Origin of the sequence: Haloterrigena sp. KLK7 (assembly GCF_037914945.1) — an archaeon.
GTDB lineage: Archaea > Halobacteriota > Halobacteria > Halobacteriales > Natrialbaceae > Haloterrigena > Haloterrigena salinisoli.
Genome location: NZ_CP149787.1, coordinates 3,542,615 through 3,565,445, shown reverse-complemented (window position 1 = coordinate 3,565,445; position 22,831 = coordinate 3,542,615). Strand labels below are relative to the sequence as shown.

At 66.8% G+C, this 22,831-nt stretch carries 27 protein-coding genes; 12 read left to right on the top strand and 15 right to left on the bottom strand.

Going from position 1 to position 22,831, the window contains the following annotated elements; translation table 11 throughout:
• Positions 1-25: 25 nt before the first annotated feature.
• Together WD430_RS17670 and WD430_RS17665 are read right to left on the bottom strand one after the other, a co-directional pair.
• Positions 26-2,095 (bottom strand): serine protein kinase PrkA, encoded by a 2,070-nt coding sequence (locus WD430_RS17670; RefSeq protein ID WP_339103734.1) that lies wholly within the window; start codon positions 2,093-2,095, stop codon positions 26-28.
• Between the two features lie 4 nt (positions 2,096-2,099).
• Entirely contained in the window at positions 2,100-2,321 is a 222-nt protein-coding gene (locus WD430_RS17665; RefSeq protein ID WP_339103733.1) for a hypothetical protein, read from the bottom strand.
• A gap of 403 nt (positions 2,322-2,724) precedes the next feature.
• Here WD430_RS17665 and WD430_RS17660 point away from each other — a divergent pair, with 403 nt between their 5' ends.
• The 5 genes from WD430_RS17660 to WD430_RS17640 all read left to right on the top strand — a co-directional run bounded on the left by WD430_RS17660 (position 2,725) and on the right by WD430_RS17640 (position 6,492).
• Positions 2,725-3,171 carry a DUF5820 family protein gene (locus WD430_RS17660; protein WP_339103732.1) on the top strand — a complete coding sequence of 149 codons (447 nt, stop codon included), beginning with the start codon at positions 2,725-2,727 and terminating at the stop codon, positions 3,169-3,171.
• A 110-nt stretch (positions 3,172-3,281) separates the two neighbouring features.
• A complete protein-coding gene (locus WD430_RS17655) occupies positions 3,282-3,728 on the top strand; it encodes a UPF0179 family protein (RefSeq protein ID WP_339103731.1) in 447 nt (148 codons plus the stop codon).
• 574 nt (positions 3,729-4,302) lie between these two features.
• A complete protein-coding gene (locus WD430_RS17650; RefSeq protein ID WP_339103730.1) occupies positions 4,303-4,989 on the top strand; it encodes a PHP domain-containing protein in 687 nt (228 codons plus the stop codon).
• Complete coding sequence (locus tag WD430_RS17645) at positions 4,986-6,134, top strand: asparagine synthase-related protein (protein WP_339103729.1); 1,149 nt, start codon at positions 4,986-4,988, stop codon at positions 6,132-6,134. The genes WD430_RS17650 and WD430_RS17645 overlap by 4 nt, the downstream gene beginning before the upstream one ends.
• Positions 6,135-6,237: 103 nt before the next feature.
• Positions 6,238-6,492 carry an amphi-Trp domain-containing protein gene (locus tag WD430_RS17640; protein ID WP_339103728.1) on the top strand — a complete coding sequence of 85 codons (255 nt, stop codon included), beginning with the start codon at positions 6,238-6,240 and terminating at the stop codon, positions 6,490-6,492.
• Between the two features lie 43 nt (positions 6,493-6,535).
• On the opposite strand, the gene WD430_RS17635 is transcribed toward WD430_RS17640, so the two are convergent.
• From WD430_RS17635 to WD430_RS17615, 5 genes are all read right to left on the bottom strand, one after another.
• A complete protein-coding gene (locus WD430_RS17635; protein ID WP_339103727.1) occupies positions 6,536-7,627 on the bottom strand; it encodes a P-loop NTPase in 1,092 nt (363 codons plus the stop codon).
• A 151-nt stretch (positions 7,628-7,778) separates the two neighbouring features.
• The gene (locus WD430_RS17630) at positions 7,779-8,063 is read right to left on the bottom strand and encodes a hypothetical protein (RefSeq protein ID WP_339103726.1); all 285 of its coding nucleotides are present in this window, start codon (positions 8,061-8,063) and stop codon (positions 7,779-7,781) included.
• A 141-nt stretch (positions 8,064-8,204) separates the two neighbouring features.
• Positions 8,205-8,507, bottom strand: a complete 303-nt coding sequence (locus WD430_RS17625; protein WP_339103725.1) for a hypothetical protein — start codon at positions 8,505-8,507, stop codon at positions 8,205-8,207.
• On the bottom strand, positions 8,507-9,868 hold the full coding sequence (nrfD, locus tag WD430_RS17620; RefSeq protein ID WP_339103724.1) for an NrfD/PsrC family molybdoenzyme membrane anchor subunit: 1,362 nt from the start codon (positions 9,866-9,868) through the stop codon (positions 8,507-8,509). The genes WD430_RS17625 and nrfD overlap by 1 nt, the downstream gene beginning before the upstream one ends.
• Positions 9,865-11,532, bottom strand: a complete 1,668-nt coding sequence (locus tag WD430_RS17615) for a 4Fe-4S ferredoxin N-terminal domain-containing protein (protein ID WP_339103723.1) — start codon at positions 11,530-11,532, stop codon at positions 9,865-9,867. Before WD430_RS17615 ends, nrfD begins: the two co-directional genes overlap by 4 nt.
• Before the next feature lie 400 nt (positions 11,533-11,932).
• On the opposite strand from WD430_RS17615, the gene WD430_RS17610 reads away from it, so the two are divergent.
• Positions 11,933-12,262 carry a cupin domain-containing protein gene (locus WD430_RS17610; RefSeq protein WP_339103722.1) on the top strand — a complete coding sequence of 110 codons (330 nt, stop codon included), beginning with the start codon at positions 11,933-11,935 and terminating at the stop codon, positions 12,260-12,262.
• On the opposite strand, the gene WD430_RS17605 is transcribed toward WD430_RS17610, so the two are convergent.
• A complete protein-coding gene (locus WD430_RS17605) occupies positions 12,259-12,930 on the bottom strand; it encodes a helix-turn-helix domain-containing protein (RefSeq protein ID WP_339103721.1) in 672 nt (223 codons plus the stop codon). The genes WD430_RS17610 and WD430_RS17605 overlap by 4 nt on opposite strands.
• Before the next feature lie 135 nt (positions 12,931-13,065).
• Here WD430_RS17605 and WD430_RS17600 point away from each other — a divergent pair, with 135 nt between their 5' ends.
• The 3 genes from WD430_RS17600 to WD430_RS17590 all read left to right on the top strand — a co-directional run bounded on the left by WD430_RS17600 (position 13,066) and on the right by WD430_RS17590 (position 14,177).
• The gene (locus tag WD430_RS17600; protein WP_339103720.1) at positions 13,066-13,350 is read left to right on the top strand and encodes a DUF2249 domain-containing protein; all 285 of its coding nucleotides are present in this window, start codon (positions 13,066-13,068) and stop codon (positions 13,348-13,350) included.
• Between the two features lie 142 nt (positions 13,351-13,492).
• On the top strand, positions 13,493-13,726 hold the full coding sequence (locus tag WD430_RS17595; protein ID WP_339103719.1) for a DUF2249 domain-containing protein: 234 nt from the start codon (positions 13,493-13,495) through the stop codon (positions 13,724-13,726).
• A 190-nt stretch (positions 13,727-13,916) separates the two neighbouring features.
• Entirely contained in the window at positions 13,917-14,177 is a 261-nt protein-coding gene (locus WD430_RS17590; protein ID WP_339103718.1) for a DUF2249 domain-containing protein, read from the top strand.
• A gap of 4 nt (positions 14,178-14,181) precedes the next feature.
• On the opposite strand, the gene WD430_RS17585 is transcribed toward WD430_RS17590, so the two are convergent.
• Both WD430_RS17585 and WD430_RS17580 read right to left on the bottom strand, forming a co-directional pair.
• The gene (locus tag WD430_RS17585) at positions 14,182-15,096 is read right to left on the bottom strand and encodes an alpha/beta hydrolase (RefSeq protein ID WP_339103717.1); all 915 of its coding nucleotides are present in this window, start codon (positions 15,094-15,096) and stop codon (positions 14,182-14,184) included.
• 104 nt (positions 15,097-15,200) lie between these two features.
• Positions 15,201-15,326, bottom strand: a complete 126-nt coding sequence (locus WD430_RS17580) for a hypothetical protein (protein WP_339103716.1) — start codon at positions 15,324-15,326, stop codon at positions 15,201-15,203.
• A gap of 320 nt (positions 15,327-15,646) precedes the next feature.
• Between WD430_RS17580 and gatC the strand changes: the two genes are divergently transcribed.
• The 3 genes from gatC (at position 15,647) to WD430_RS17565 (ending at position 17,704) form a co-directional block, all read left to right on the top strand.
• On the top strand, positions 15,647-15,925 hold the full coding sequence (gene gatC / locus WD430_RS17575; RefSeq protein ID WP_339103715.1) for an Asp-tRNA(Asn)/Glu-tRNA(Gln) amidotransferase subunit GatC: 279 nt from the start codon (positions 15,647-15,649) through the stop codon (positions 15,923-15,925).
• A 2-nt stretch (positions 15,926-15,927) separates the two neighbouring features.
• Positions 15,928-17,202, top strand: a complete 1,275-nt coding sequence (gatA, locus tag WD430_RS17570; RefSeq protein ID WP_339103714.1) for an Asp-tRNA(Asn)/Glu-tRNA(Gln) amidotransferase subunit GatA — start codon at positions 15,928-15,930, stop codon at positions 17,200-17,202.
• An 88-nt stretch (positions 17,203-17,290) separates the two neighbouring features.
• Complete coding sequence (locus tag WD430_RS17565; protein WP_339103713.1) at positions 17,291-17,704, top strand: hypothetical protein; 414 nt, start codon at positions 17,291-17,293, stop codon at positions 17,702-17,704.
• Between the two features lie 57 nt (positions 17,705-17,761).
• Here WD430_RS17565 and WD430_RS17560 read toward each other — a convergent pair whose 3' ends face one another.
• From WD430_RS17560 to WD430_RS17540, 5 genes are all read right to left on the bottom strand, one after another.
• Positions 17,762-18,112, bottom strand: coding sequence for a MarR family transcriptional regulator (locus WD430_RS17560; RefSeq protein WP_339103712.1), 351 nt, complete (start codon positions 18,110-18,112; stop codon positions 17,762-17,764).
• 140 nt (positions 18,113-18,252) lie between these two features.
• The gene (locus WD430_RS17555) at positions 18,253-19,050 is read right to left on the bottom strand and encodes an NRDE family protein (RefSeq protein ID WP_339103711.1); all 798 of its coding nucleotides are present in this window, start codon (positions 19,048-19,050) and stop codon (positions 18,253-18,255) included.
• Positions 19,051-19,136: 86 nt separating this feature from the next.
• Positions 19,137-20,714 carry a class I adenylate-forming enzyme family protein gene (locus WD430_RS17550; RefSeq protein ID WP_339103710.1) on the bottom strand — a complete coding sequence of 526 codons (1,578 nt, stop codon included), beginning with the start codon at positions 20,712-20,714 and terminating at the stop codon, positions 19,137-19,139.
• On the bottom strand, positions 20,714-21,796 hold the full coding sequence (locus WD430_RS17545) for an o-succinylbenzoate synthase (RefSeq protein ID WP_339103709.1): 1,083 nt from the start codon (positions 21,794-21,796) through the stop codon (positions 20,714-20,716). Before WD430_RS17545 ends, WD430_RS17550 begins: the two co-directional genes overlap by 1 nt.
• 1 nt (position 21,797) lies before the next feature.
• Complete coding sequence (locus WD430_RS17540; RefSeq protein ID WP_339103708.1) at positions 21,798-22,739, bottom strand: 1,4-dihydroxy-2-naphthoate polyprenyltransferase; 942 nt, start codon at positions 22,737-22,739, stop codon at positions 21,798-21,800.
• Positions 22,740-22,831 lie beyond the last annotated feature (92 nt).

Genomic DNA, 22,831 nt, shown 5'->3' with positions numbered 1-22,831 from the left:
TTAGTCGACCTCTGTGGCGTTCATATCAGTCCATCTCCGCCTTGGCGACCTCCGCGCCGGCGAACTCGAGCACTTCCTTGGCGCCCTCCTCGGAGTAGCCCTGTTCCATCAGCGCGTCGATCCACGCGGAGCGCTCGTCGTCGTCGAACTCGTTGGCGCTGACCAGCGCGGAGAAGTTGATGTTGTGCTTCTTGTCTTCCCAGAGCTTGCGCTCTAACGCGCGGCGCAGGCGCTCGTTGTCCTGCGGGTTGAACGCCTCGCCCTCGCGGGCGCGTCGGGAGACCCAGTTGGAGACCTCCTGGCGGAAGTCCTCCTTCCGATCTTCGGGGATGTCGAGTTTCTCCTCGACGGAGCGCAGGAAGGTCTCGTCGGGTTCCTGCTCGCGGCCCGTGAGGTCGTCCTCGATGGTGTCGTCGTCGATGTAGGCCATCACGTGGTCCATGTACTTCTCGCCCTGGCGCTGGATCTCGTCGATGTCGTAGGCCAGCGCGTGGCGGACGTCCTCGATGGCTCGCTCCTTGTACTCCTCGCGGACCGTCTCGAGGTAGCGGTAGTACTTCTCGAAGTTGTCCTCCGGAATGGAGCCGTGGTGCTCTAAGTTCTCCTCGAAGAAGTTGAACACCGTCAGCGGCGAGAGGAAGCCGCGCTGGCGGTGTTTCGAGTCCATGATGGCCTCGGCGATCTCGTCGCCGATGAACCGCGGGGAGACCCCGACCATGCCCTCGCCGATCTCGGCCTTCTGTTCCGCTTCCTCGCGGAGCTTCTTGACGTCGATGTCGTCGCCCTCGTCGATCTCGCCGTTGTAGGCCTTGGCCTTCGAGAGCAGATCGATCGTCTCGGTGTCGGGCTCCTCGATGCGCGTGAGGACGCCGAACAGGCCCGCCATCTCGAGCGTGTGGGGCTCGACGTTGATGTCGGGGACGTCGGCGTTGGAAAGCATCTTGTTGTAGATCTCGGCCTCGTCCTCGTAGCTGAGGACGTACGGGAAGTCGATCCGCTTGGTGCGGTCGTTGAACGCCTCCATCTTCTCGTCGCCCTTCTTGTCCTTGTACTCGGGCATGTTCGTCCGGCCGACGATCACCTGGTCGATGTCGATCCGCGGGTTGTTCTTGGGCTTGATCGTCTGTTCCTGGGTCGCGTGCAGGAAGTCGTAGAGGAACTCCCGCTGGAGCTTGAGCAGCTCCTCGCCGGAGAAGATGCCGCGGTTGGCGTTACAGAACGCCCCCGAGTAGTCGAACGCGCGCGGGTCACTCTCGCCGTAGATGGCGATCTTGGAGTAGTTGACGTCGCCGGTCAGCTCCGTCTCGTCCTGGTTCTTCTTGTCCTTGGGTTCGAACGTCTCGAGGCCCTGGCGCTTGTTCTCGTCGGCGACGAACCGAACGATCTCGACGTGGTTCTCGAGGACCTGCTGGAGGTCGTCGTCGTAGTGGGCCAGCAGCTTGTCCATGTAGAACTCGCTTTCGGGGTCCAGCGCCTGCTCGTTCTGGATCGTGTAGGGCGCGTCTAAGTTCTCGTTGAGGTCGTCGATCACGCGCTGGCGCTGCTCTAACGGGAGCAAGACGAGGGGATCCTGGTTCATCGGGGACCGGACGCTGTCGTCGGCCGGGTCCTGGTCCTGGATGACGTCACAGAGGTTGGTCCACCGGAACGTGTACATCCGGCCCTCCTCGCGGAGCGTGTAGTCCTCGAAGTACTTGCGGACCTGCTTGTCGAAGTGGGACTTCCCGGAGCCGACCGGGCCGAGCAGCAGCTTGATACGCCGTTCGGGGCCGAGCCGTCGGGCGCCCGACTTGACCTTGTTCACGAACTCGTGGATCGACTGGTGGATCACTCGCCCGTAGAAGGTGTTCTCGCCGTCGTTCAGCGGGTCCTCGCTCGCGAGGAGGTACTCGACGACGCCCTCGGTCTCGTCGTAGGTCGTCCCGTAGTAGTCGAACATGTCCGCGACGCGCTGGTGGGCGTTGCGGGTGATCTTCGGGTCCTCGTAGCACTCCTCTAGGTACCAGTCGAAGGACTTGGTCTCCCGCAGGTCTGCGGGCATCGATTCCTTGTAATCCGTGCTGAGCGTCTCGAGTGTCTCGATGTCACCGGTCATGGTATCATTGCCAGTTACGGGTCCCCCGTCTGCAGCGTCCGTTGTCACACGGACCGTCACTTGCGCGGACGTCGTTCGACCAGCCGTGGCGTCGTGGCCGAACCGTCGGAATCCGTCGAACCGCGTCACCCGACAGCGCGACGCCGCCACCGCCGTCGAGTCGCTCCGCGAGCGTGGCGCTCCCGGAACGGACCGAGCGGCGGTGGGCGGCGGTCTGTCGTGTCATGTGTGATCTATCACCACTCGACGTTGCGCGACGAGCGCGTCGGGGACTCGGGCAACGGTGCGCCGGGGACGGGCGCGGAGTGGATCGGTCCGGCGAACGGATACCGATAGTATTTAATGAGTGAGTAATCCAGGTACTTAGCTTTGGCCCCAAAAGGTATTTGTCGGGACTTTATTACGGGCAAATTCTACCAGTATCGTATTATGATGCTCGATACCACACCTCACTTTCGAGGGGTACTGACATAAACGACCGGCCAGCAATGGCCAGCGACGCTCGCGCGCGCCGACCGCGCGACTCGCGCGACGCGAACCCGGCACAGGCGGCACACGAACGCGGGTCGATCGCCACCGACTCGGCGGCCGACGACGAGGCTTTATGAGTGCCGTCCGTATCGTCGCCCATGACCGATCCGGCTGTCGACGCCGATTCCGACGCGCTATCGCCGCTCCCCGACGGCTGGGACGTCTGGAACCGAGGCGAGGACGGGCGACTCGTGCTCGCCTACCGGCCGGACGTCTTCAACGGGGACGCGTTCCCGGCGGCCTGTCTGCCCACGCTCTACCTGACACACGGGAAACGGACGCGCCGTCCCGGGACCAACCCCACCAACCGGGCCGATGACGACGACTGGTACGTCTCCTTCTACCTCGAGCCCGACGTCTCGGCGGACACCGAGCGATTCCCGACGCGAGAGGAGGCGCTCGAGCGGGTCGTCGAACTCGCGAAGGCGTTCGACGGCGGCGAGATCGACTATCGGGGACTCTACCAGGTCCCTCGCGAGACGTACTTCGAGCGACTGGACGAGCTGACGGGCGCGGACGGCGCCGACACCGCATCGACCGAGTGACTGGCCTCGCGGACCGCCACCGATCGACTGCGACGGTCCGTCGAGAGCGATCCGACGGGCGGGTCCGCTAACGCGTGAGTCTTAACCGCTACCGCCGCCTACGTAGTGCTATGTCGACCGTCACGCTCGTCGGAACCCGGCTGGCCGACCCGGAGACCGAGTTCGTCTACCACGGCGAGGCCGACGCCTGCGCCGGCTGTCCCTACCGGAGTCAGTGTCTCAATCTCGAGTCCGGCACCAAGTACCGCATCACGTCCGTCCGGGAGAACGCCCAGACCCTCGAGTGCGCCATGCACGACGGGGGCGTCCGCGCCGTCGAGGTCGAACCCGCAGACGTGCGCGCGAACATCACCTCGAAGGGGGCCTTCGCCGGCAGCAAGACCAGCCTCCCCGGGCCCTGTCCCTACGTCGAGTGTCCCAGCCACGAGTACTGCGAGCCCGACGGGGCCGAGTTCGACGAAGAGTATCGTATCCGCGAGATCCTCGGCGACCCGCCACACGACGTCTGCCATCTGGATCGACCGCTCGAGTTGGTCGAACTGGACACCGACGACTGACGACGACCGCGGCGATCCGTTCGTCGCGTCCCGTGGACCGACGTTCCGTCCTTCCCGCGGGTCCTTTCTTCCGTTTCGATTCGCGTCGCTCGATCACGGCCGCGTCAACATCCGACCTCGGAACCGTCTCGTTGCGCCCCGCCTCACTCGAGCCGACAGAAAGCGGAACGCTCACTTTCACGTTCGATCGTTCCGGTCCGTCGTTCGATACCGATGGAACTGACCGCTCCACTCGAGACAACGAGATGAAACGAGTAGACGCGATGAAACGAGTAGGCTACTGCTGCTGGCAACGAGGAATCGCCACTCCCTCCCCAACCGATTCGCTCACTCGCAGACTCGTTCGCTCATCCCTCGCGCACTGTCGACGGCTGCCCTCACTATCGTTCGGTCCGCCGACAGCGCGCGCCACCGTAGCCACCGCATGCCGTCGTGGCGTCTCGAGTGACATGGAGACTGTCTGTACGCGGGGAGCACTCATCGGACCCGGGTACCTCGCAGTCACGGACGACGCGACTCGTCCGGTCGGACCGAGGTGTTTTTGATCGATCCACTCTAACGCCGAGACAGACACGTGCTGTCGGTTGAACTCCACACTCACTCGTCGCTGTCCTACGACGGCCGCGATCCGGTCGAACTCATCCTCGAACAGGCCGACGCCGTCGGGTTGGACGCGATCGCCGTCACCGACCACGACGAGATCGACGCGAGCCTCGACGCCGCCGAACGCGCCGCCGACTACGGACTGCTCGGGATCCCCGGCATGGAGATCTCGAGCAAGGCCGGCCACGTCCTCGGGCTCGGACTCGAAGAGGCCGTCCCGCCCGGTCTCTCCTACGAATCGACGCTCGAAGCGATCTGGGAACAGGACGGCCTCGCGGTGATCCCGCATCCGTTCCAGGAGTCGCGCCACGGCGTGATGGCCCGCATCAGCCGCGAGGAACTCGCCGCGGGCGACGCCATCGAGGTCTACAACTCTCGGCTCCTGACCGGCCGCGCGAACCGACAGGCCGAGCGGTTCGCCCGCGCCCGCGACCTGCCGATGACCGCCGGTAGCGACGCCCACATCAGCGAGATGGTCGGGCAGGCCGTCACCCGCGTCGACGCCGACGAGCGCTCCGCCGACGCCGTCCTCGAGGCGATCCGCGAGGGGCGGACCACCGTCGAGGGCAAGCGGACCCCCTGGCATATCAGCTTCCGACAGGCCGCCGGCGGCGTCACCCGCCGCGTGAGAAACACCATGCTGAGCCTGTTCCGATGACGCTGCGCGGCGCCGCCCCCGACACCGTCCGCGAGGCCCTCGAGACCGGCGATCCCCTCCCCGGAACGAGCGGCTTCGCCGGCGAACTCGAGGGAACGCTCGTCCGGGACGTCCTCGGCCGCGTGCCGGTCTACGTCGAAAGCGACGATCTCGAGAAAGGCACCGAGCGCGCGAGCCGCGAATGGGCCTTCGAACCCGGCGCGCTCGAGGCGCCGGAGCTCCTCCCCGTGGGGACCGCACTCGAGCTCGCCGCGACCGACGCCGCTCCCGAGCGTCGCTGGACGGTACCCGAACCGACCCCGGAGAGCGATCCGGAGGTCGCACTCGAGGCCCTGACCGACGCGATCGAGACCGCCGCGGCCGACGCGCTCGCTCCCGATCGGGAGATCGCCGTCGCCTTCTCCGGCGGCGTCGACTCGGCGCTGGTCGCCGAACTGCTGGACGCGCCGCTGTACGTCGTCGGCTTCCCCGACAGCCACGACGTCGCGGCCGCCCGGTCCGCCGCCGACGCGATGGGGCGCGATCTCACCGTCGTCGAACTCGAGCCGGCCGACCTCGAGCGAGCCGTCCCCCGCGTCGCCGAAGCGACCGGGCGCACGAACGCGATGGACGTCCAGATCGCCCTGCCGCTGTACCTGGTCGGCGAGCGCGTCGCCGCCGACGGCTTCGACGCGCTGGCGGTCGGCCAGGGCGCCGACGAACTGTTCGGCGGCTACGAGAAGGTCGTCCGCCTCGATCACCGCGTCGACGCCGAGACGACGCGGGGAGCGGTCCGCGAGCAGATCGCCTCCCTGCCCGACCAGCTACCCAGAGACGTCCGCGCGATCGAGGCGACCGGTCTCGAGCCGGTCGCGCCGCTCTTGCACGATGCCGTCGTCGACGCGGCGCTGCGTCTCCCGGACTCGTTGCTGGCCGACGAGACCGAGCGGAAGCGCGCGCTCCGACGCGTCGCGGCCGACTTCCTCCCTGAAGCGCTCGTCTCGAGGGAGAAAAAGGCCGTCCAGTACGGGAGCCTCGTCGCTCGCGAACTCGATCGCCTCGCCAGACAGGCCGGCTACAAGCGCCGCATCGACGACCACGTGACGAAGTACGTCCGCTCGCTGACACCGGGAGTCGAGGCACCGGCGCCGCCGACCGACTCCTGACGGTCTCGAGCGGTGATAGCTCGTCGATCGAACGCCCTCGACGACGGCCCTGCCTGCCGATTCCCAGACAATCTATTTATGTTCGCTCGGTGGCCGTTCCGCTATGGCTGAGAAAACCGCCAACGAACAGACCGTGACGCGAGAGGAGGCCGCGGACCTGGTCCAGGAACTCGCTCGCGAACTGCGCGACGAGGGCCCCGCCGAGATACGGGTCGGAAACAAGATGCTGACGCTCTCGCCGACGCCCGAAGTCGACTACGGGATCGAAGTGCAGGAGCGCTCGCCGATGCTCGGCGGGCCGCGAGAGGAGATCACGGTGACCCTCGAGTGGGAAGTCGAAGAAGAACCCACGTCCTGACCGCATCGTCGCTCGAACTCGAACTCGAACGGCTCTCGAGTCGTTAGTCTTCGGTCTCGGTCGGCAGCTGGTTGTCCGGACCGCCCTCGACGTTGTCGGCGACGCGCTGTCGGTTGATCGTCCCGACGCGGTCGGAGACGTCCGCGACGAGGTCCGCGAGGGTCTCCTGGACCTCGCTCTCCTCGTCCTTGACGAGCGCGCCCTCGCTGCCCTCGGCGCCGAAGTCGGGGTGGATCGGAATCTGACCGAGCAGCGGCGTGTCGTACTTGTCGACGATCGTCTGTGCGCCCTCGGTGCCGAACAGGCCGTGCTGGTCGCCACAGGACGGACAGATGAACGAACTCATGTTCTCGACGACGCCCAGTACGGGCGTATCGTGCTTCTGGAACATCTGAATCCCCTTTCGGGTGTCGTCCAGGGACATCTCCTGGGGCGTCGTGACGACGACCGCGCCGGTCACCGGCATCGACTGCAGGAGGTTCAGCGTCGCGTCACCCGTCCCCGGCGGCAGGTCGACGACGAGGTAGTCGAGGCGACCCCACTCGACCCCCTCGAGGAACTTCAGCATGAACTTGTTGACCATGGGACCGCGCAGAATGGCGGGATCGTCCTCGTCCTCGGTCAGCATGCCCATACTGATGACGCGGACGCCGTCCGAGCGGGGCGGGACGATGTCCTCGTTGGGCGTGACGCCGGGTTCGCTCTCGGGCGGGAGGATCCGCGGGATGTTCGGCCCGTGGATGTCGGCGTCGAGCAGGCCGACCATCGCACCGCGCTTCTCGAGACCGGCCGCGATGTTCGCGGCGACCGTCGTCTTGCCGACCCCGCCCTTCCCGGAGGCGACGGCGATGACGTTGCGGACCCGCGGGAGGACCTCGTCGTCGAACCCGTGCTCCTCGCCGACGTGAGCTCGCAGATCGGCCTCGAGGCCGGCCTCGCCGACGACCTCGCGGATCCGGTTGCCCAGCTCCATCTCGGAGGGCGCGTAGGGCGCGTTCAGTGCGAGGTCGATCCGCGCCGTTTCGTCCTCGATGCGGACGTCGTTGACCAGACCGAGCGAGACGATATCGTCGCCGAGATCGGGATCCTCGATGTCCTCGAGTTTAATCTTGAGTTCGTGCTCTGTGATACTCATAGCAGGTGTTACTGCACGTAAGGCATCGGAACGGGATACGTGTGATGGTTCGAAACTCGGACCGCTCGGCCGCCGTCGATGTCCTCGCCGCTCGAGCCCCGATGACGTCGTCGAGCGTGCGACGCCGACGCGGATCGGCGTCGCCGGCCGCTCACTGTCCCGGCAGTTCGCCGAAGAAGACGACCCCGAGAATCACCGTCAGAACGAGCATCGAAACCCACATCGACGTGGTGATGCCGACGAGATAAGAGACGCCGAGCAGTCCAGTCCGCGTGTCGCGCGGCCTGCCGACGAACCACGCGACGAGCATCACGTAGATGGGGACCAAGATGACCCCGAAGATGATCCAGGTCCCTTCGTTAGCGAAGCCGGTCCAGCCCTGGGTCCCTCCGTAGCCGTGATAGAGGACCGTCGCCAGCGCGTCGACGAACGTCATAGGTGTGGTTTTCCGTTCGGCGGGGTCGTGGTTTCCCTTGCTTGTGCGTGGTTCTCATGGTGGGCTGTGACGTAGCGTCGCTCTCGCGGCTCGAGTCAGTTCGGTCAAAAAAGCGAATCGCGGAAACGGAGCGTCGGCCGGTTACGGACCGGGTGCGCCGACCGGTTCCGGCGCGCCGCCGTAGAAGACCACTCCGATAATCACGGTCAGCACGAACATCCCGACCCACATCGACGTGGTCAGCCCGACGAGGTAGGAGACGCCGAGCAGTCCGCTCTTCGTGTCGCGGGGCGTGCCGGTAAACCACGCGACCAACATGATGTAGACCGGGACCAGGATGATCGCGAAGATGACCCAGGTCCCCTCGTTGACGAACCCGGTCCATCCTTCGGTACCGTTGTAGCCGTGGTAGAGGAGCTGCTGTGAGAGGCTCACGAGTGACATTAGGCCTTCACCTCCGGTTCCGTGGCGTGTTCATCGCCCTCGTCGTGCTCGTGTTCGCCGCGCATGTGTTCGACGGCGTGGAGTTCGACCACCGGCACGAGCTTCGAGAGGTTGAGGAACAGCAGTGCGACCAGACCGGCCGTCCCGGCGAGGGACAGCCACTCGATCAGGCTCGGGAAGTACGTCCCGGGCGTCGCCGCGTAGATGTCGAACGTCGGGTGCAGGAATCCCTCGACGACGAACAGGATCTTCTCGGTCAGCGTTCCCGTCAGAATGATGCCACTGGCGAGGAGCGCCCGCTTCTTGCTGAACAGCGACGGGCGAATGCTCTGCAGGAAGATGAACACGAGCGTACCGAACATCAGCGTCATCGCGACCTGATAGGCCGGGTGTGCCATCTTCGCTTCGGCAGCGTGTTGGCTCGCGAGCGGGCCCATGAACACGCCGTTGAGGACGGACTGGAGCTGGAACCACAGGAACAGCAGGGTGAAGAAGCCCAGCCAGAGGAGCAGTCCGCGGAAGATGTCGTCGGTGATGATGTGCTCCCAGTCGTAGGCGCGGCGGAACGCGTACGAGATGATCATCACGCCGCTGATCGCCGACATCAGCGCGATACTGAGGAACATCGGTCCCTGAATGCCGCCGGACCAGGCGGGCATCGCCGGGAGCAGGGCGAACAGCCACGGAATGACGCCGCCGTGGAGCAGGAGCGGGGCCATGATGATGACCGCCGCCGCGAGCCACCAGACCATCCGGTCGATGACCTTGTCTTCCTTCTCGGTGTAGCCGATCGTCATCAGCTTGTAGATCGGCTCGAAGCGACTGGGGAGGTCGTCGCGTAGCCGGCTAACGTCGTAGCGAAGCGTCAGGCCGAGGTAGGTCGCCGACAGCACGAAGTACGCCGTGATGACGGTCACGTCCCACACCAGCGGCGAGTTATTGACCGTGATGTGGTAGTGGCCGAGGACGCTCGTGACCATCCGGTCCGGACGGCCCATGTGGACCAGGATGTAGAAACCGGCGGCAGAGAGGCCACCGATCGTCGTCATCTCCGCGAGGCGGGCGATCGGCATGTATCGGTCCATGCCGAGCAGGCGGACGGCGGCCGAGAGGATGATCCCCCCGTGAGCGACGCCGACCCACCAGATGAACGCGCCGATGTACAGTCCCCACGTCGAGCCGCCACCGGTACCCCAGTCGCCGAGACCGGTGACGATCAGCCCCTTCTGGAGCTGGTACGCCCAGCCCACGAGGAAGGCCAGGAGCGCCAGGGAGGCGATCCCGTACAGGATGAAGTACTTCTTCGTGAGCGTGTTGATCGGTCGGAGGATGTCCTCCTCGGTCGGCAGTTTCGTGCTCACAGCGACCACCCGGTGTCACCGACGGTCTCCTCGTCGAGGAGCTTCTGACGTTTGTCGACCAGACTCACCTCGGAGCCGTCCGAACGTTCGTACGTAATATCGCTGTACTCCGACGGCCCTTCGACCTGCTCGGCTTCCGGACCGGGCTCCTGCCCGATGTACGTGATGTTCGGATGCGTCCCGACGTCTTCGAGGAGCTTGAACTTCGAACTGGGGTTACCAGCGAACTCTCGGAGGCGAGCGTTGGCGTCGTCCGCTTCGCCGTCGCCGAGTCGCAGTTCCGACAGAGCCTCCTCGCTCTCGAGGTCGACGTACTGTTCGAGCGCGTTGAGGGACTCGAGGATCGTTTCCTCGCCCTCGAGGATCGTGTTGTTCTCTTCGTCGCCGGGGCCGAGCCCCTCGCTGGCGATACCGATCGCTTTCATGATGCCGACCACTTCGGCATCGATCTCGAGCGCTTCGAGCGCGGTCTCGAGGTCGTCGCCCTCGCTGAGTGTCTCGTCGATCGTCGACGGGTCCGGCACGTCGTTGTTGATCTCGATGATCGCGCGGCTCTTGCTCGGGTGTTCGCCGTGCTGGTACGCGTCGCTGTGCTCGTCTTTGACGTTCCCGAACTGGATCGCGTCCGGCGGACAGGCCTGCTCACAGGCGGTCGTCCCGACTCTGTCCTCGCCCTGTCGGCCGTCCTGCATGGACGGACACATGGTACACTTGCTCATCGTACCACGGGGTGCGCGGCTGTCGACCCACCGCTCGCTGCCGTTCTCGTACTCGGCGTGGGTGATCTCCGAGGGGTCGTCGACTTCCGCTCCGTTGTGGCTGGTGATGTCCTCGTGGGCCACGTCGGGTTCGTCCCACTGGAAGTAGTTGACGCCGTAGGGACAGGCGACCTGACAGTACCGGCAGCCGATACAGACGTCGTAGTCGGTCAGCACCAGGCCGTCCTTGTCGCGGGTGTGACGGGCCGTGGTCGGACACACCTTCTCACAGGGGGCGTCCGTACAGTGCTGACACGGCCGGACGAGCATATTGTGATCGCTCGTTCCGCCGGTGATGTTGTTGGGTGCCGGAGAGCCTCCGGAGGTGAGTTCGTCCTCGAAGGCCATGACGTACATCCAGTTGACGCCCTGGTCCAGGTCGTTCTCCTCGGAACAGGCCTGCATACAGGAGAGACAGCCGTCACAGCGCTCGAGGTCGATGGTCATCCCCCACTGGAGGTCCTCGTTCTGCTCCGCCTGGGAGTGGCCGCCTTCACCGCCACCTTCCTCGGCGAGCGAGGGTTGGCCGTCGACGGTGCTACCGAACGCGCCCATGCCGACGGCGGCCGCGCCGACGCCCATCTTCTTCATGACGTCGCGGCGACTCTCCTCGCTGTCGCCGTCGAAGGCAGAGAGCATGCGAGAAACGGTCCCCTTGGCCTCTTCCTGGGCCGCCTCGTAGGCCTCCTGGGTGGGACGCTGGTCCTCGCCGAACTCCTCCATCACGTCGTCGTGATACATCTCGTGGAACTCGGCTTCGGAGAGCTCGCCCTTCGTGACCCGCATCGCGTCCTGGGCCATCTGCATACCGAGATCCGTATCGTACTCGGTATCGTCGAGCATCTCCTCGAGCTCGCCCTCCCACTCCTGACCGAGCGGGTGGAATGATTCGTCGTCCGTGCTCATGCCGCGAGAACACCTCTGGACGAGAATCCGTACGATGCAAAGCGATTACACGCCGACACGCACGTCAATATGGTCATATATGGATCCTCTACACCGGACTCACAACTAGACGAGGTTGAAGTATAGAGCCGATTTCCATCGCGTGAGAATCGACGCGAATATGTTCGTGCATATAATACGCGTCTTAATAGCTTCCACTTGTGCTGGCCTGCATTCAGAATCGCAAAGCAGTGTAGCGGACTGATATTACGGCGTTCAGAATCCCCTCAAAACTCCGCGGGAGTTTCTCGGGCCGCGGTCGAATCCGCCGCGGCTCGCGAACGGAATATCGGCCGGGATATGGATCACCGAACCTGTTCGTGGCAGTCCTCACGGTCGTCCGTCCCGACGAACTGACCGTATGACCGACGCCGATCAACTCTCGACGCGGACGGAACGCCGGCGCCTCGACGAACTCGAAGCGACGCCTCATGCACGCGTGTTCGACGGCGAGCCGCGGACGGTTCGACTCGAGCTCGCTGCTGGCGAGGGCGTGCCGGAGCATCGACACCCCGACCGAACCATCGTCTGTCACGTCCTCGAGGGCACCCTCGAGATGCGGCTCGGCGACGACGAGTACGCGCTCGAAGCGGGCGACGTGCTCAGGTTCGACGGGCGACAGGATATCGCACCGGAGGCCCGAACCGACGCGACGGCACTGCTCGTGTTAGCGCCGCGGGGCGACGACTAGCGCTTCGCGAGTTGTTCCTCGAGGGAGTCCCCCTCGACGCCCGGTAAGTCCTCGACGAATCGCTTGATGATCGCCTCCTCGGCCCGGTGGAGCGTCTCGCTGCAGGTCGACTTCGCGATGTCCAGTTGCTCGGCGAGTTCCGTCAGCGACGACTCCCGCGGCGTGTCGTAGTAGCCCTCCTCGACGGCGGCGACGACGACCTCGAGCTGGCGTTCCGAGAGCAGTTGGCTCTCGTGGAGTCGTTCGCGGACGTGTTCGATCCGGTACTGGAGCCCGAAGTGCTCGAGCTGTTCGGCGAGCTCGGCCAGCCGATCCCGCGACCCGGTCACCTCGATGGTCGCCTCACCGTCGACGATCTCGACGGGAAGTTCGATCGGCATCCCCGAGTCCCGCGAGGAAAACAGCAACAGCGGGGCCGTCGTCTCGAAGTGGACCGTCACCTCGTTGTCGCTGTACTGGGCGAGCGAGAGTTCGGTGATCTGGTCGTGGTCGCGCATGTCCTCGACGATGTCCGCGACGTCGGGACCGGTGATGCGGACGAGCGCGAACCCGGTCTCGGCGTCGGGAACGGCCGCCAGTACCCGAAAGGTCGCCGTCGGATACGCCGTCGAGAGCTGCTGTATCCAGATCTCTTCGGGCATCGTGAGAGTGAGTGTCGCCTGAGCCATACGAACGTGTTCCGTTCGATGCTATATCCCCGTACCGTCGAATATATTCGCGGTGGTTCCCAGGCCGTGGGAACTCGCGCCGGATCGAACACGTTCGCCCGAATAGCCACGCCCGTTCCCCGCCACAGTCGACCTATGGCAACCGATGCACCCGCTTCCGAGACGACCCTCGACGTCCGCGAGATCGACGGCCCGCCGTTCGACGACATCGTGGCCGCCCTCGAGGACCTCCCGGCGGACGGGCGACTGCACCTGATCGCGCCCTTCGAACCGAAGCCGCTCTACGAGGTCCTCGAGACCCGCGGGTTCACGCGCGAGGTCGAGCGCAGTGAGACCTCGGAGGGAGCGAGCGGCGATGCCGCGAGCCGCGAGACCGAGCAACGCGACGACGTCTGGCACGTCTTCATCGAACACGCCTAGGTGCGACGAGCCGTCTGTTCCGCGGGCGAACACGTTCGGACGAACACCCATGCGATCGCGATACCCGCGACGAGCCGTCTGTTCCGCGGGCGAACACGTTCGGACGAACACCCATGCGATCGCGATACCCACCACTATCCGTATGACACGACTCGACGTCAGGGACGTTCCGCCGATGAACCGCCACCCGAAAATTCACGACGCCTTCGAAGCGCTCGAGCCCGGCGAGACGCTGACGATCGTCAACGACCACGAGCCGAAGCCGTTGTTCTACGAGTTCCAGGCGGAGGTCGACGCCTTCGACGCCGACGGCTACGAGGTCGAACGCGTCGACGCCGACGAGTTCGTCGCCCGGTTCCCCAAGGTCGAAGCGTAGTCGGCCGACGAACCGCGGCGTCGAGTCGCGACGCGGCCGGCTCGATTCCCGTCAGCGCCGGCCGTCACCGACCACCGCGGACCCCCCAGCTTCCACCCTTTTGCGCCGCCGTGTCACGCGTCGCGACCGCTTTCGGCGACCGAACACGTACGGGACGAAAGCGAGGTAGCGTCGGCACCAACGGAGACGTATGCAGTCGCCCGACACCGTCGTCGACCGCACCGATGCACCGAGCGATCGACCGCGGAAGACGATCGACGTGCGGTCGCTCGGCCCGCCGAAACCGCTCAAAAACACCCTCGAGGAACTGGCCGACCTACCGGACGAAACGGTCCTCGTCCAACGAAACGACCGCGTCCCGCAGTTCCTCTACCCGAAACTCGAGGACCGCGGCTACGCGTACGAGACCGTCGAGGGCAGCGAGGTCGTGACCGTTATCTGGCGGCCCTGAGCCGCTAGGCGCCGTTTTCAAACGTCTCGAGCAACAGTTCGGTCAGTCGGGCCGGCCGTTCGTGTTGCACCCAGTGGCTCGTCTCCGGCAGCAGCTCGAGGCGGCTCCGATCGCACCGCTGGTCGCTGTCGACCGCGAGGGAGGACGTCAGGGCGACGTCGTTCTCCCCCCAGACGATCGTCGTCGGGGCGTCGACCCGTTCTCGAGGCGGCGGTGAGGGGGCGCGAGCGGACGCGCGGTACCAGTCGAGCATCCCGGTAAGTGCATCGGGTCGACCCCAGGCGCGGCGATACCGATCGAGTTCCGCGTCGGTGAACGTCCCCGGCGCGGCGGTCTCCCGGAGCGCGCGCTCGAGCAGTCGGAAGTCGGCCGTCCGACAGGCGAATTCGGGCAGCCACGGGAGCTGGATCGCGGCCGCGTACCAACTGCGGCGCAGCTGCTCGGGATCCGACTGCAGGTGCTGACGATAGACGGTGGGATGGGGCGCGTTGATGATCGCGAGCCGGTCGACCGCCGCCGGCCGCCGGAGCGCGAGGTCCCAGGCGACCAGCCCGCCCCAGTCGTGGCCGACGACGCGTGCGCTGTCTCGCCCCTCGGTCGCGATCAGGTCGGCGATATCCCGCGAGCACTCGCTGGTTCGGTAGGCCCGCAGCGCCCCCGGTTTCTCGCTCAGGTTGTAGCCCCGCTGATCGGGCACGAGCACGCGGTAGCCGGCCTCGACGAGCGGCTCGAGCTGATGGCGCCAGCCGTACCAGAACTCGGGAAAGCCGTGCAGTAACACGACGAGCGGATCGTCCTCGTCGCCGGCGGCGACGACGTGCAACCGGATCCCGTTGACTTCCCGGACGGTCGACTCCGCGTCGATCGTCGACAGTAGCTCCGCGTCCGTTCCGGCCCGCGCCGACGGCATCGTAGCCATATCTCGGCCGACCACGGGAGGCGTAATACCGGTTTGGGAGACGACTGACCGCGCGAGTCGACACTGCCGCATCGAGCCCGCACTGGGAGTCAGTAGCGCCGTATTCAGGTCCAGACGCGGAGGCACTCGCTCGAGCAGAAGTGCAGTTCGACCCGTTCGTCCGGCGCGTCCGCGACGTGGGTCGTCAGCGTGTACGCGATTTCCTCGGACCGACAGTTGTCGCAGCTCATACGCAATCGATCGGTATTGGCGACCTTCAGTATACAGTTACTATATTCAGTGCATATCGGTTAGCGGCGTAATAACTCGAGTCAAGCCGGTATTGAGAGCGACCGCGATCGACGGCCGACCGCGGCCCGATCGGTCCCGGGCGCCGCGGTCGGCCTCGAAGGAGTCGCGATCCCGATTCGAGCGATCCCGTGGTCGGTATCGCGCGGTCGTCTCGATATCACGCAACTCTCTCGAGGGCCGCTCGAGAGCCCGCGTTCCGGTACCGACCCGCAACGACGGTATCGAAACCCTTACTCTCCGCCCGCCGGTTCGAGCAACCATGAGCGACGACGCCGTTAGCCCCGAGGAGGTCCGCCACGTCGCGGGACTCGCTCGCGTCGACCTCGCCGACGACGATGTCGACCGATTCGCGCGACAGTTCGCGGACATCCTCGAGTACTTCGAGACGTTAGACGAGGTGCCCGAGGTCGACCGCGAGGCCGACCTCACGAACGTGATGCGGCCCGACGAGGAACGCGCGTCGTTAGACCGCGACGCGGCCCTCGAGAACGCCTCGGAGACCGAGGACGGCTACTTCAAAGGTCCCAACGTCTCGTGATCATGTCGGAGAACATCTACATCACCGAGGAGCGCATCGAGGGCGCCGACGACGGGCCGCTTTCGGGAACGACCGTCGCGGTCAAGGACAACATCTCGACCGAGGGCGTCCGGACGACCTGCGGCTCGAAGATGCTCGAGGAGTACGTCCCGCCCTACGACGCGACGGTCGTCGAACGCCTGACGGAAGCGGGCGCGACCATCGTCGGGAAGGCGAACATGGACGAGTTCGGAATGGGGACGACGACCGAGACCTCCCACTTCGGATCGACGGACAATCCGGCGGCGCCGGGTCACGTTCCGGGCGGCTCCTCCGGGGGCTCCGCGGCCGCCGTCGCCGCGGGCGAGGCCGACGTCGCGCTGGGGTCGGACACCGGCGGCTCGGTCCGCTGTCCCGCCGCCTTCTGCGGCGTCGTCGGGATCAAGCCCACCTACGGGCTGGTCTCCCGCTACGGCCTCGTCGCCTACGCCAATAGCTTGGAGCAGATCGGCCCCTTCGGCGAGACCGTCGAGGACGCCGCGCAGTTGCTCGACGTCATCGCGGGCGAGGACGAACGGGACGCGACTACCCGTGAGATCCCGCTCGAGGACGGCGAAAGCTACGCCGACGCCGCCACCGGCGACGTCGACGGCCTGCAGATCGGCGTCCCCACCGAGTTGCTCGAGGGCGCCGACGAGGGCGTCGTCGAGACCTTCTGGGACGCCATCGCCGAACTGGAGGATCGAGGCGCCGAGTACCACGAGGTCTCGCTTCCCTCCGTCGAGCACGCCGTCGAGGCCTACTACGTGATCGCGATGTCGGAAGCGTCGTCGAATCTCGCGCGGTTCGACGGCGTCCGCTACGGCCACTCGAGCGACGCCGAAGGGAACTGGAACGAGACGTTCGCCCAGACTCGCAAGGAAGGGTTCGGCGACGAGGTCAAGCGACGCATCCTACTGGGCACCTACGCCCTCTCGGCGGGCTACCACGACAAGTACTACAAGAAGGCCCAGGACGCCCGTGCGTGGGTCAAACAGGACTTCGACGAGGCCCTATCCGAGGCGGACGTACTCGCCAGCCCGACGATGCCGGTACCCCCGTTCGAACTCGGCGAGAGCCTCGACGACCCGCTGCAGATGTATCTGGCCGACGCGAACACGGTGCCGGTCAACCTCGCCGATCTCCCCGCCATCTCGGTGCCGGCCGGCGAGACCGACGGCCTCCCCGTCGGCCTCCAGCTGGTCGGCCCCGCCTTCGGCGAGCGGCGGCTGATCCGCGCCGCGAGCGCGCTGGCCTGACGCGACTCACGTCTCGATACGGAAGATATCTTTTTATATCGATTTTGCAAACAGTAGCCATAGCTAACCGATCCTCGGTGACCGTTCAATGCAAATTACACACAATCAACAGGTCGAGTTCGACGAGTTCTCCCGGGCGTGTGACCTCGTCGAGGGCTACTTCGGGGAGACGGTCGACGACGTCGCGCTGCACGCGCCGGTCTCGCGGCGCCAGCTCGTGGCCGTCCTCGCGCGAGCACAGCTGTCGGGACGCCAGCGCGCGATCGAGGGGTTGACCGAGAACGGGGAGGTCGTCTACCAGTCCAACGACGAGACGCTGCTCTGGCTCGACGGCGGGTTCTGGAACGACATGCGGGGCCGTCACCACTTGGAACCCGACGAGGGGCGGGCCGCACGCGAGGTCCACCGCCGGCTCATCGAGGCGCTCGACGGCGACGTCTCCTACTACAACCGCGAGCGAGATCCGTTCGTCCTCATCGAGCGGTTCGATCCCTACGAGTAGCCGTCGCTGGGCGATCGATCGTCTCGAAAACGGGACTGGTCGAGTCGTCGCCGGTCGCTAGTCCTCGTAAGCGAGGTTCATGATCCACTGCGAGAAGGCGTCGCTGTTGGGATCGACTTCCTCCTCGCCGATAAACGGCGACAGCATGTCGCCGGCCATCAGCAGGGTGAAATCCAGGTCGCGAGCGGTCGGCGTGATGTAGTAGGTGTTGTGCCCGTCGTAGACCGTGTCCTCTCGGTCGACGAGTTCCTTCTCGACGAGCGACTCGACGATCCGGCTGCCCTTTCGCGAGGAGACGCCCAGTTCCTTCCAGAAGTCGCTCTGGTGGATGCCGCCGCTCTCGCGAACGAGTTCGAGTCCGGCGCGCTCGTCCTCGGAGAGTTCCGCTTCGGCCGTCGACATACTCACGGTGACCACCTCTCCGTACTCGTCGCTAGGGGCAGGAGTGCGTCCATGTGCGTATGAGATGGACGGAGGCGCATGAATCTACCGCTCCCCGGTTCGGTCCGCGACGACCGCGCTCGAGGGCGGGCCATCGGTCGCGCGTCCTATAGCCGCCCGTCGAGGTCGCGGTCGGCCTCCAGGGAGACGGGCTCGTATGCCGTCTCGCAGGGCGGCCCCGGCGCGAACTCGTAGCGCGGCCCCGCGGGGCCGAGGGCGATCAGCGACGACGACCGCGTCCCGAACCCGTTCTCGTGGATGCAGACGCCGTACTCGTGGTCGCCTAAGACCTCGCCGGCCCGCTCGAGCCACTCCCCGACCGATTCGTCAGCATCGGCATCGTCGTCGCGGTTCCCATCGCCGTCGTCGACCGACAGCGCCTCGCGGACCCCGCGGGCGTTGGCAGCCTGTCGGCGCCCCGCGTCCGCCCGGAAGTCGGGAACGTCGACCGTCTCGTCGACCGCGACGTTGACCACGACGTGGACGCCGGGCTCGAAGTCGATCCGCTCGAGCGAGCCGTCCCAGTAGTAGCAGTAGGCGTCGTCGGCGTCGGCGACGACGAGGTAGAAGCCCTGATACTCGCGGTCGGCCGTCGCGGTCTCGATGATTTCGCCCGCCTCGGCGGCCGACTCGGCCGCGAGGACGTCGGCGACGAGCAGGCCCCGCGAGCGGTCGCCCGCGAGGTCGGCGTCGGTCCACTTGTTCGTGATCCCCGCGAAGACGCCGTGCTCGTTGTACCCGATCCACGTTCCGCCGGCCTCTGCGTCGCTGGGCGCGACGATCAGCGGCTCCTCGCGGTAGATATCCGGCGGGAGCGACTCCCGATCGACCGCCTCGTCGCGGTTGGCGGCGACCGCGACCGGCGCGTCCTCGAAGACCTGCCAGGCGAGGGTCAGTGTACACACGACTCGAGGATAGGTCCCGAAGCGCCTTAACTCCGGTTCCGGCGGCAGTCTCGAGGGGTTTCGGCCGGTCTGAGACGGCGCCGGTATCACCGCAGTTCGGTCGCGTCGATCCCGTCCTCGAGCAGTCGCTCCCGGACGGCCGCCCGGTCGACGGTCCCCGACGCGGTCCGAGGGAGGGCGGCGGCGGTGCCGATCGTCTTCGGACGTTTGAATCCCGCGAGCCGCTCGTCGCAGTGAGCGAGCAGCGACTCGAGGGCGAGCGCGTCCGTCACGCTGGCGTCGCCGCTCGCGGCGCCGGCAGCGGGGACGATCAACGCAGCGACGCGCTCGCCCCACTCGGGGTCCTCGAGGCCGACGACCGCCGCCTCATCGACCGCCGGGTGGCTCCGCAGGGCCGCGAGTACTTCGCCGGGATCGACGTTCTCGCCGCCGGTGACGATCCGGTCGCTCCGTCGGTTGAGGATCCAGAGCCGCCCGCCCTCGTCTCGGTAGCCGATATCGCCGGTGTGCAAGCCGTGCTCGCCGAAGGCCGCCTCGGTCTCCGCGTCGGAGAGATACCCCGGCGTCACCGTCGGCCCGGAGACGACCAGTTCGCCCGACTCTCTCGCTGGGAGCGGATCGCCGGCCTCGTCGACGACCGTCACGTCGGTACAGACGAGGGGCCGGCCGACCGTTCCCTCGTGAGTCGCGGTCTCCCCGGGGGTCGCCGTCGCGATCTGGGAGGCCGTCTCGGTCATCCCGTAGGTCGGGTACACCGGCACACCGGCGGCCCGGCAGCGCTCGAGCAACTCGCTCGTCGCGGGCGCCCCGCCCAGCAGGACGAAGCGCAGCGAGTCGGGCGGCGACCAGCCGGCGTCGAGCAGCCGCTTGCACATCGTCGGGACGAGCGAGACGCCCGTGACGTCGTACTCGTCGATCACGCGAGCGGTCGCCTCGGGATCGAACGACCGCTGAACGACGACCGTCGTTCCGTACAGCGTCGAGCGGACGACCGGGGCCAGCCCGCCCATGTGGTACATCGGGAGACAACAGAGCCACCGGTCGTCGGGCGTCACGCCGAGCCGGAACGCCGAGGCGTTCGCGCTCGAGACGAGGTTCCCGAGGGTCAGTCGAACGATCTTCGGCTCGCCCGACGTTCCCGAGGTGAACATGAGCAGGTGAGTCCGGTCGCGCTCGAGAGAGACCGACTCCGCGTCCGCGGTTCCCGCGGTACTCGATCGGAGCGAGTCGACACCCGCCCGTTCGGTCTCGTCGACCGAGACGATCGGACGGTCGGCGATCTCGATCGCGAGCCCCTCCGTCTCGGCCTCGCAGACGATCGCGTCGAGGTCGGTCCGGCGGACCTTCGACTCGAGTTCGGCGGCCGTCTCCCGGACGTTCAGCGGGACGACCGTAACGCCCCGGCGCATCGCGGCGAAGTAGACCTCGGCGAAGGCGATTCGCGTGTCCATCAGGACGCCGAGCCGCGCGGGGCGGTCGAGTCGGTCGTCGGGGCCGTAGACGACGGTCTCGAGGCGCTCGGTGACGGCGTCGACCCGCCGATCGAACTCGCCGTACGTCCGCGACTCGCCCGCGTCGGCGTCGATCACGGCCGTCGCGTCCGGCGTCGTCGACGCGCGGTGGGCGAGCAGGTCCCGCGTCGGCCAGTCGACCGGCCCGGGCATCACTCCTCCCATACCCCCTCGACGCCCAGTCCCTTCGCCTGCGGGACGACCGCCGACCCCTTCTCGAGGAGGACGGGATCCCTGCCGAGATCGTCCGCGAGCAGGTCCGCCGTGGCCAGCCCGCAGGCCGACACGTCGGGAATCGACGCGGCCAGGTGGACCGCGCCCGTCCGGGCGACGACGGCGTCGATCGTCGTCGTCACGATCGGGTCGATGTCGAGTTCGCTCACCCACGCTGCGACCGTTCGAGCGACGTCGACGCCGCCCAGCGCCATCGGCTTCAGGACGAGCGCGTCGGCCGCCTCGGCCTCGCAGATCGCGTCGACGCCGTGCTCGAGCAGGCCCTCGTCGAGCGCGATCCCGACGCCCTCGCCGCGATCGTCTGCCCGGAGGTCGGCGTGGCCCTCGAGCGCCCCCGCGGGGAGCGGCTGCTCGAGCAGCGAGACGTCGAACTCGGCGGCGGCCTCGAGGGCGGTCGCCGCCTCCTCGTAGGTCCAGGCCTCGTTGGCGTCGATCCGGAGTTCGACGTCGGGGCCGACGGCCTCGCGGACGCGCCGGACGCGTTCGATGTCCTCCTCGACGCTCCGCTGGCCGGCCTTCAGCTTGCAGCAGCGAAAGCCGCGCTCGACGGCCTCGCTGGCCTCGCGGACGGTCTCGACCGTCGAGCCGTCGCCGATCGTCGCGTTGACCGGCACCCGGCCGACCATCGGGCCCTGTCCGATGTACCGGTACAGCGGCGTCGACTCGCGTCTCGCGGTCAGATCCGTCAGCGCGAGGCCGACCGCGTGTCTGGCCGCGACCTGCTCGTCGACCGCCTCGATCGCCGCGGACGACCCGGACTCGATCGCCTCGCCGGCGCGAGCGAGCGCCGCCTCGCAGTCGGCGTGGGACTCCGTCCAGCCCTGCAGCGGCGTGGCCTCGCCGTAACCGACAGGGCCGTCGTCGACCCCCCGCTCGGAGAGCCGGACGAGGAAGCCCTTCCGCGAGTCGATCGTCCCGTCGGCCGTCTCGAGCGGGTCGTCGAGCTCGAGCGAAAACGGTCGGTACTCGAGTTCGAGGTCTCGATCGTCGTCGTCGGACATGCTATATCGCCACCCCCGCGGCGAACAGGATCGCGTAGATCGCCAGTAGTTTTCCGGTTCCCTCGAGCGCCGGGTTCAGCGCCTCGCCGTCGGTCCGCGTACAGACCGTCCGGGCGACGACGGCCGCGTAGGGCAGCGAGGCGAGCGGGAGCAACACGCGGGGACCGAACCCCTCGGCCAGCCAGAGCCACGGCGGCACGAGGAAGGCGAGGCCGAGCAGCGCGACGTACTCGACGCGACTCCAGCGGTAGCCGATCCGAACCGCGAGCGTCCGTTTCCCGGTCTCGGCGTCGGTCTCGAGGTCGCGGACGTTGTTCACGACGATGATCGCCGTCGAGATGCCGGCGACCGGGAGGCTCGCGAGGAACGCCTCGCGAGTGACGGTGCCCTCGGGGATCGTCGTCGTCAGCGGTTCGGCGAGCGTCGCCGCGGCCTGCACGTAGAACGTTCCCATCACGGCGACGACTCCGAAGAAGACGAAGACGAACGGGTCCCCGAGGCCGTGATAGCCCAGCGGATAGGGGCCGCCGGTGTAGGCCCAGCCGCAGAGCACGCTCACCAGCCCGACGACGAGGATCGGCAGACCGCCGACGTAGACGAGATAGGTTCCCGACAGAATCGCCAGCGCGAAGGTGACGAACGTCGCCAGCTTCACCTGCTCCGGCGAGATGATCCCCGCCTGGGTGACCCGCGTGAACCCCTCTCGATCGTCGGTGTCGGCCCCCTTGATCGCGTCGTAGTAGTCGTTCGCGAAGTTGGTCCCGATCTGGATCAGCGCCGCGCCGACGAACGCCAGTACCGCCGGAAGCGGGGCGAACACGCCCTCGTGGAGCGCGAGTCCCGACCCGACGATCACCGGCGCCGCGGCCGCGGGCAGCGTCTGCGGGCGTGCGGCCATCAGCCACGCCTTCGTCCGTGAGATATCGACCTCGGCCGTACTCATTGCTCGAGTGTCCCACTCGCGGGAGTGTCAACGTTGGCATTGCGATCGAGCGATGCCACCGGGGGGTGCGACGCCGGAGACCTCCCCCGGAC

Excerpts from the sequence above, each read along its gene's own strand:
- WD430_RS17670 (WP_339103734.1), bottom strand. The coding sequence starts at position 2,095 with ATGACCGGTGACATCGAGACACTCGAGACGCTCAGCACGGATTACAAG.
- WD430_RS17665 (WP_339103733.1), bottom strand. The coding sequence starts at position 2,321 with ATGACACGACAGACCGCCGCCCACCGCCGCTCGGTCCGTTCCGGGAGC.
- WD430_RS17660 (WP_339103732.1), top strand. The coding sequence starts at position 2,725 with ATGACCGATCCGGCTGTCGACGCCGATTCCGACGCGCTATCGCCGCTC.
- WD430_RS17655 (WP_339103731.1), top strand. The coding sequence starts at position 3,282 with ATGTCGACCGTCACGCTCGTCGGAACCCGGCTGGCCGACCCGGAGACC.
- WD430_RS17645 (WP_339103729.1), top strand. The coding sequence starts at position 4,986 with ATGACGCTGCGCGGCGCCGCCCCCGACACCGTCCGCGAGGCCCTCGAG.
- WD430_RS17640 (WP_339103728.1), top strand. The coding sequence starts at position 6,238 with ATGGCTGAGAAAACCGCCAACGAACAGACCGTGACGCGAGAGGAGGCC.
- WD430_RS17635 (WP_339103727.1), bottom strand. The coding sequence starts at position 7,627 with ATGAGTATCACAGAGCACGAACTCAAGATTAAACTCGAGGACATCGAG.
- WD430_RS17630 (WP_339103726.1), bottom strand. The coding sequence starts at position 8,063 with ATGACGTTCGTCGACGCGCTGGCGACGGTCCTCTATCACGGCTACGGA.
- WD430_RS17625 (WP_339103725.1), bottom strand. The coding sequence starts at position 8,507 with ATGTCACTCGTGAGCCTCTCACAGCAGCTCCTCTACCACGGCTACAAC.
- WD430_RS17615 (WP_339103723.1), bottom strand. The coding sequence starts at position 11,532 with ATGAGCACGGACGACGAATCATTCCACCCGCTCGGTCAGGAGTGGGAG.
- WD430_RS17610 (WP_339103722.1), top strand. The coding sequence starts at position 11,933 with ATGACCGACGCCGATCAACTCTCGACGCGGACGGAACGCCGGCGCCTC.
- WD430_RS17605 (WP_339103721.1), bottom strand. The coding sequence starts at position 12,930 with ATGGCTCAGGCGACACTCACTCTCACGATGCCCGAAGAGATCTGGATA.
- WD430_RS17600 (WP_339103720.1), top strand. The coding sequence starts at position 13,066 with ATGGCAACCGATGCACCCGCTTCCGAGACGACCCTCGACGTCCGCGAG.
- WD430_RS17595 (WP_339103719.1), top strand. The coding sequence starts at position 13,493 with ATGACACGACTCGACGTCAGGGACGTTCCGCCGATGAACCGCCACCCG.
- WD430_RS17590 (WP_339103718.1), top strand. The coding sequence starts at position 13,917 with ATGCAGTCGCCCGACACCGTCGTCGACCGCACCGATGCACCGAGCGAT.
- WD430_RS17585 (WP_339103717.1), bottom strand. The coding sequence starts at position 15,096 with ATGGCTACGATGCCGTCGGCGCGGGCCGGAACGGACGCGGAGCTACTG.
- WD430_RS17580 (WP_339103716.1), bottom strand. The coding sequence starts at position 15,326 with ATGAGCTGCGACAACTGTCGGTCCGAGGAAATCGCGTACACGCTGACG.
- gatC (WP_339103715.1), top strand. The coding sequence starts at position 15,647 with ATGAGCGACGACGCCGTTAGCCCCGAGGAGGTCCGCCACGTCGCGGGA.
- gatA (WP_339103714.1), top strand. The coding sequence starts at position 15,928 with ATGTCGGAGAACATCTACATCACCGAGGAGCGCATCGAGGGCGCCGAC.
- WD430_RS17565 (WP_339103713.1), top strand. The coding sequence starts at position 17,291 with ATGCAAATTACACACAATCAACAGGTCGAGTTCGACGAGTTCTCCCGG.
- WD430_RS17550 (WP_339103710.1), bottom strand. The coding sequence starts at position 20,714 with ATGCCCGGGCCGGTCGACTGGCCGACGCGGGACCTGCTCGCCCACCGC.
- WD430_RS17545 (WP_339103709.1), bottom strand. The coding sequence starts at position 21,796 with ATGTCCGACGACGACGATCGAGACCTCGAACTCGAGTACCGACCGTTT.
- WD430_RS17540 (WP_339103708.1), bottom strand. The coding sequence starts at position 22,739 with ATGAGTACGGCCGAGGTCGATATCTCACGGACGAAGGCGTGGCTGATG.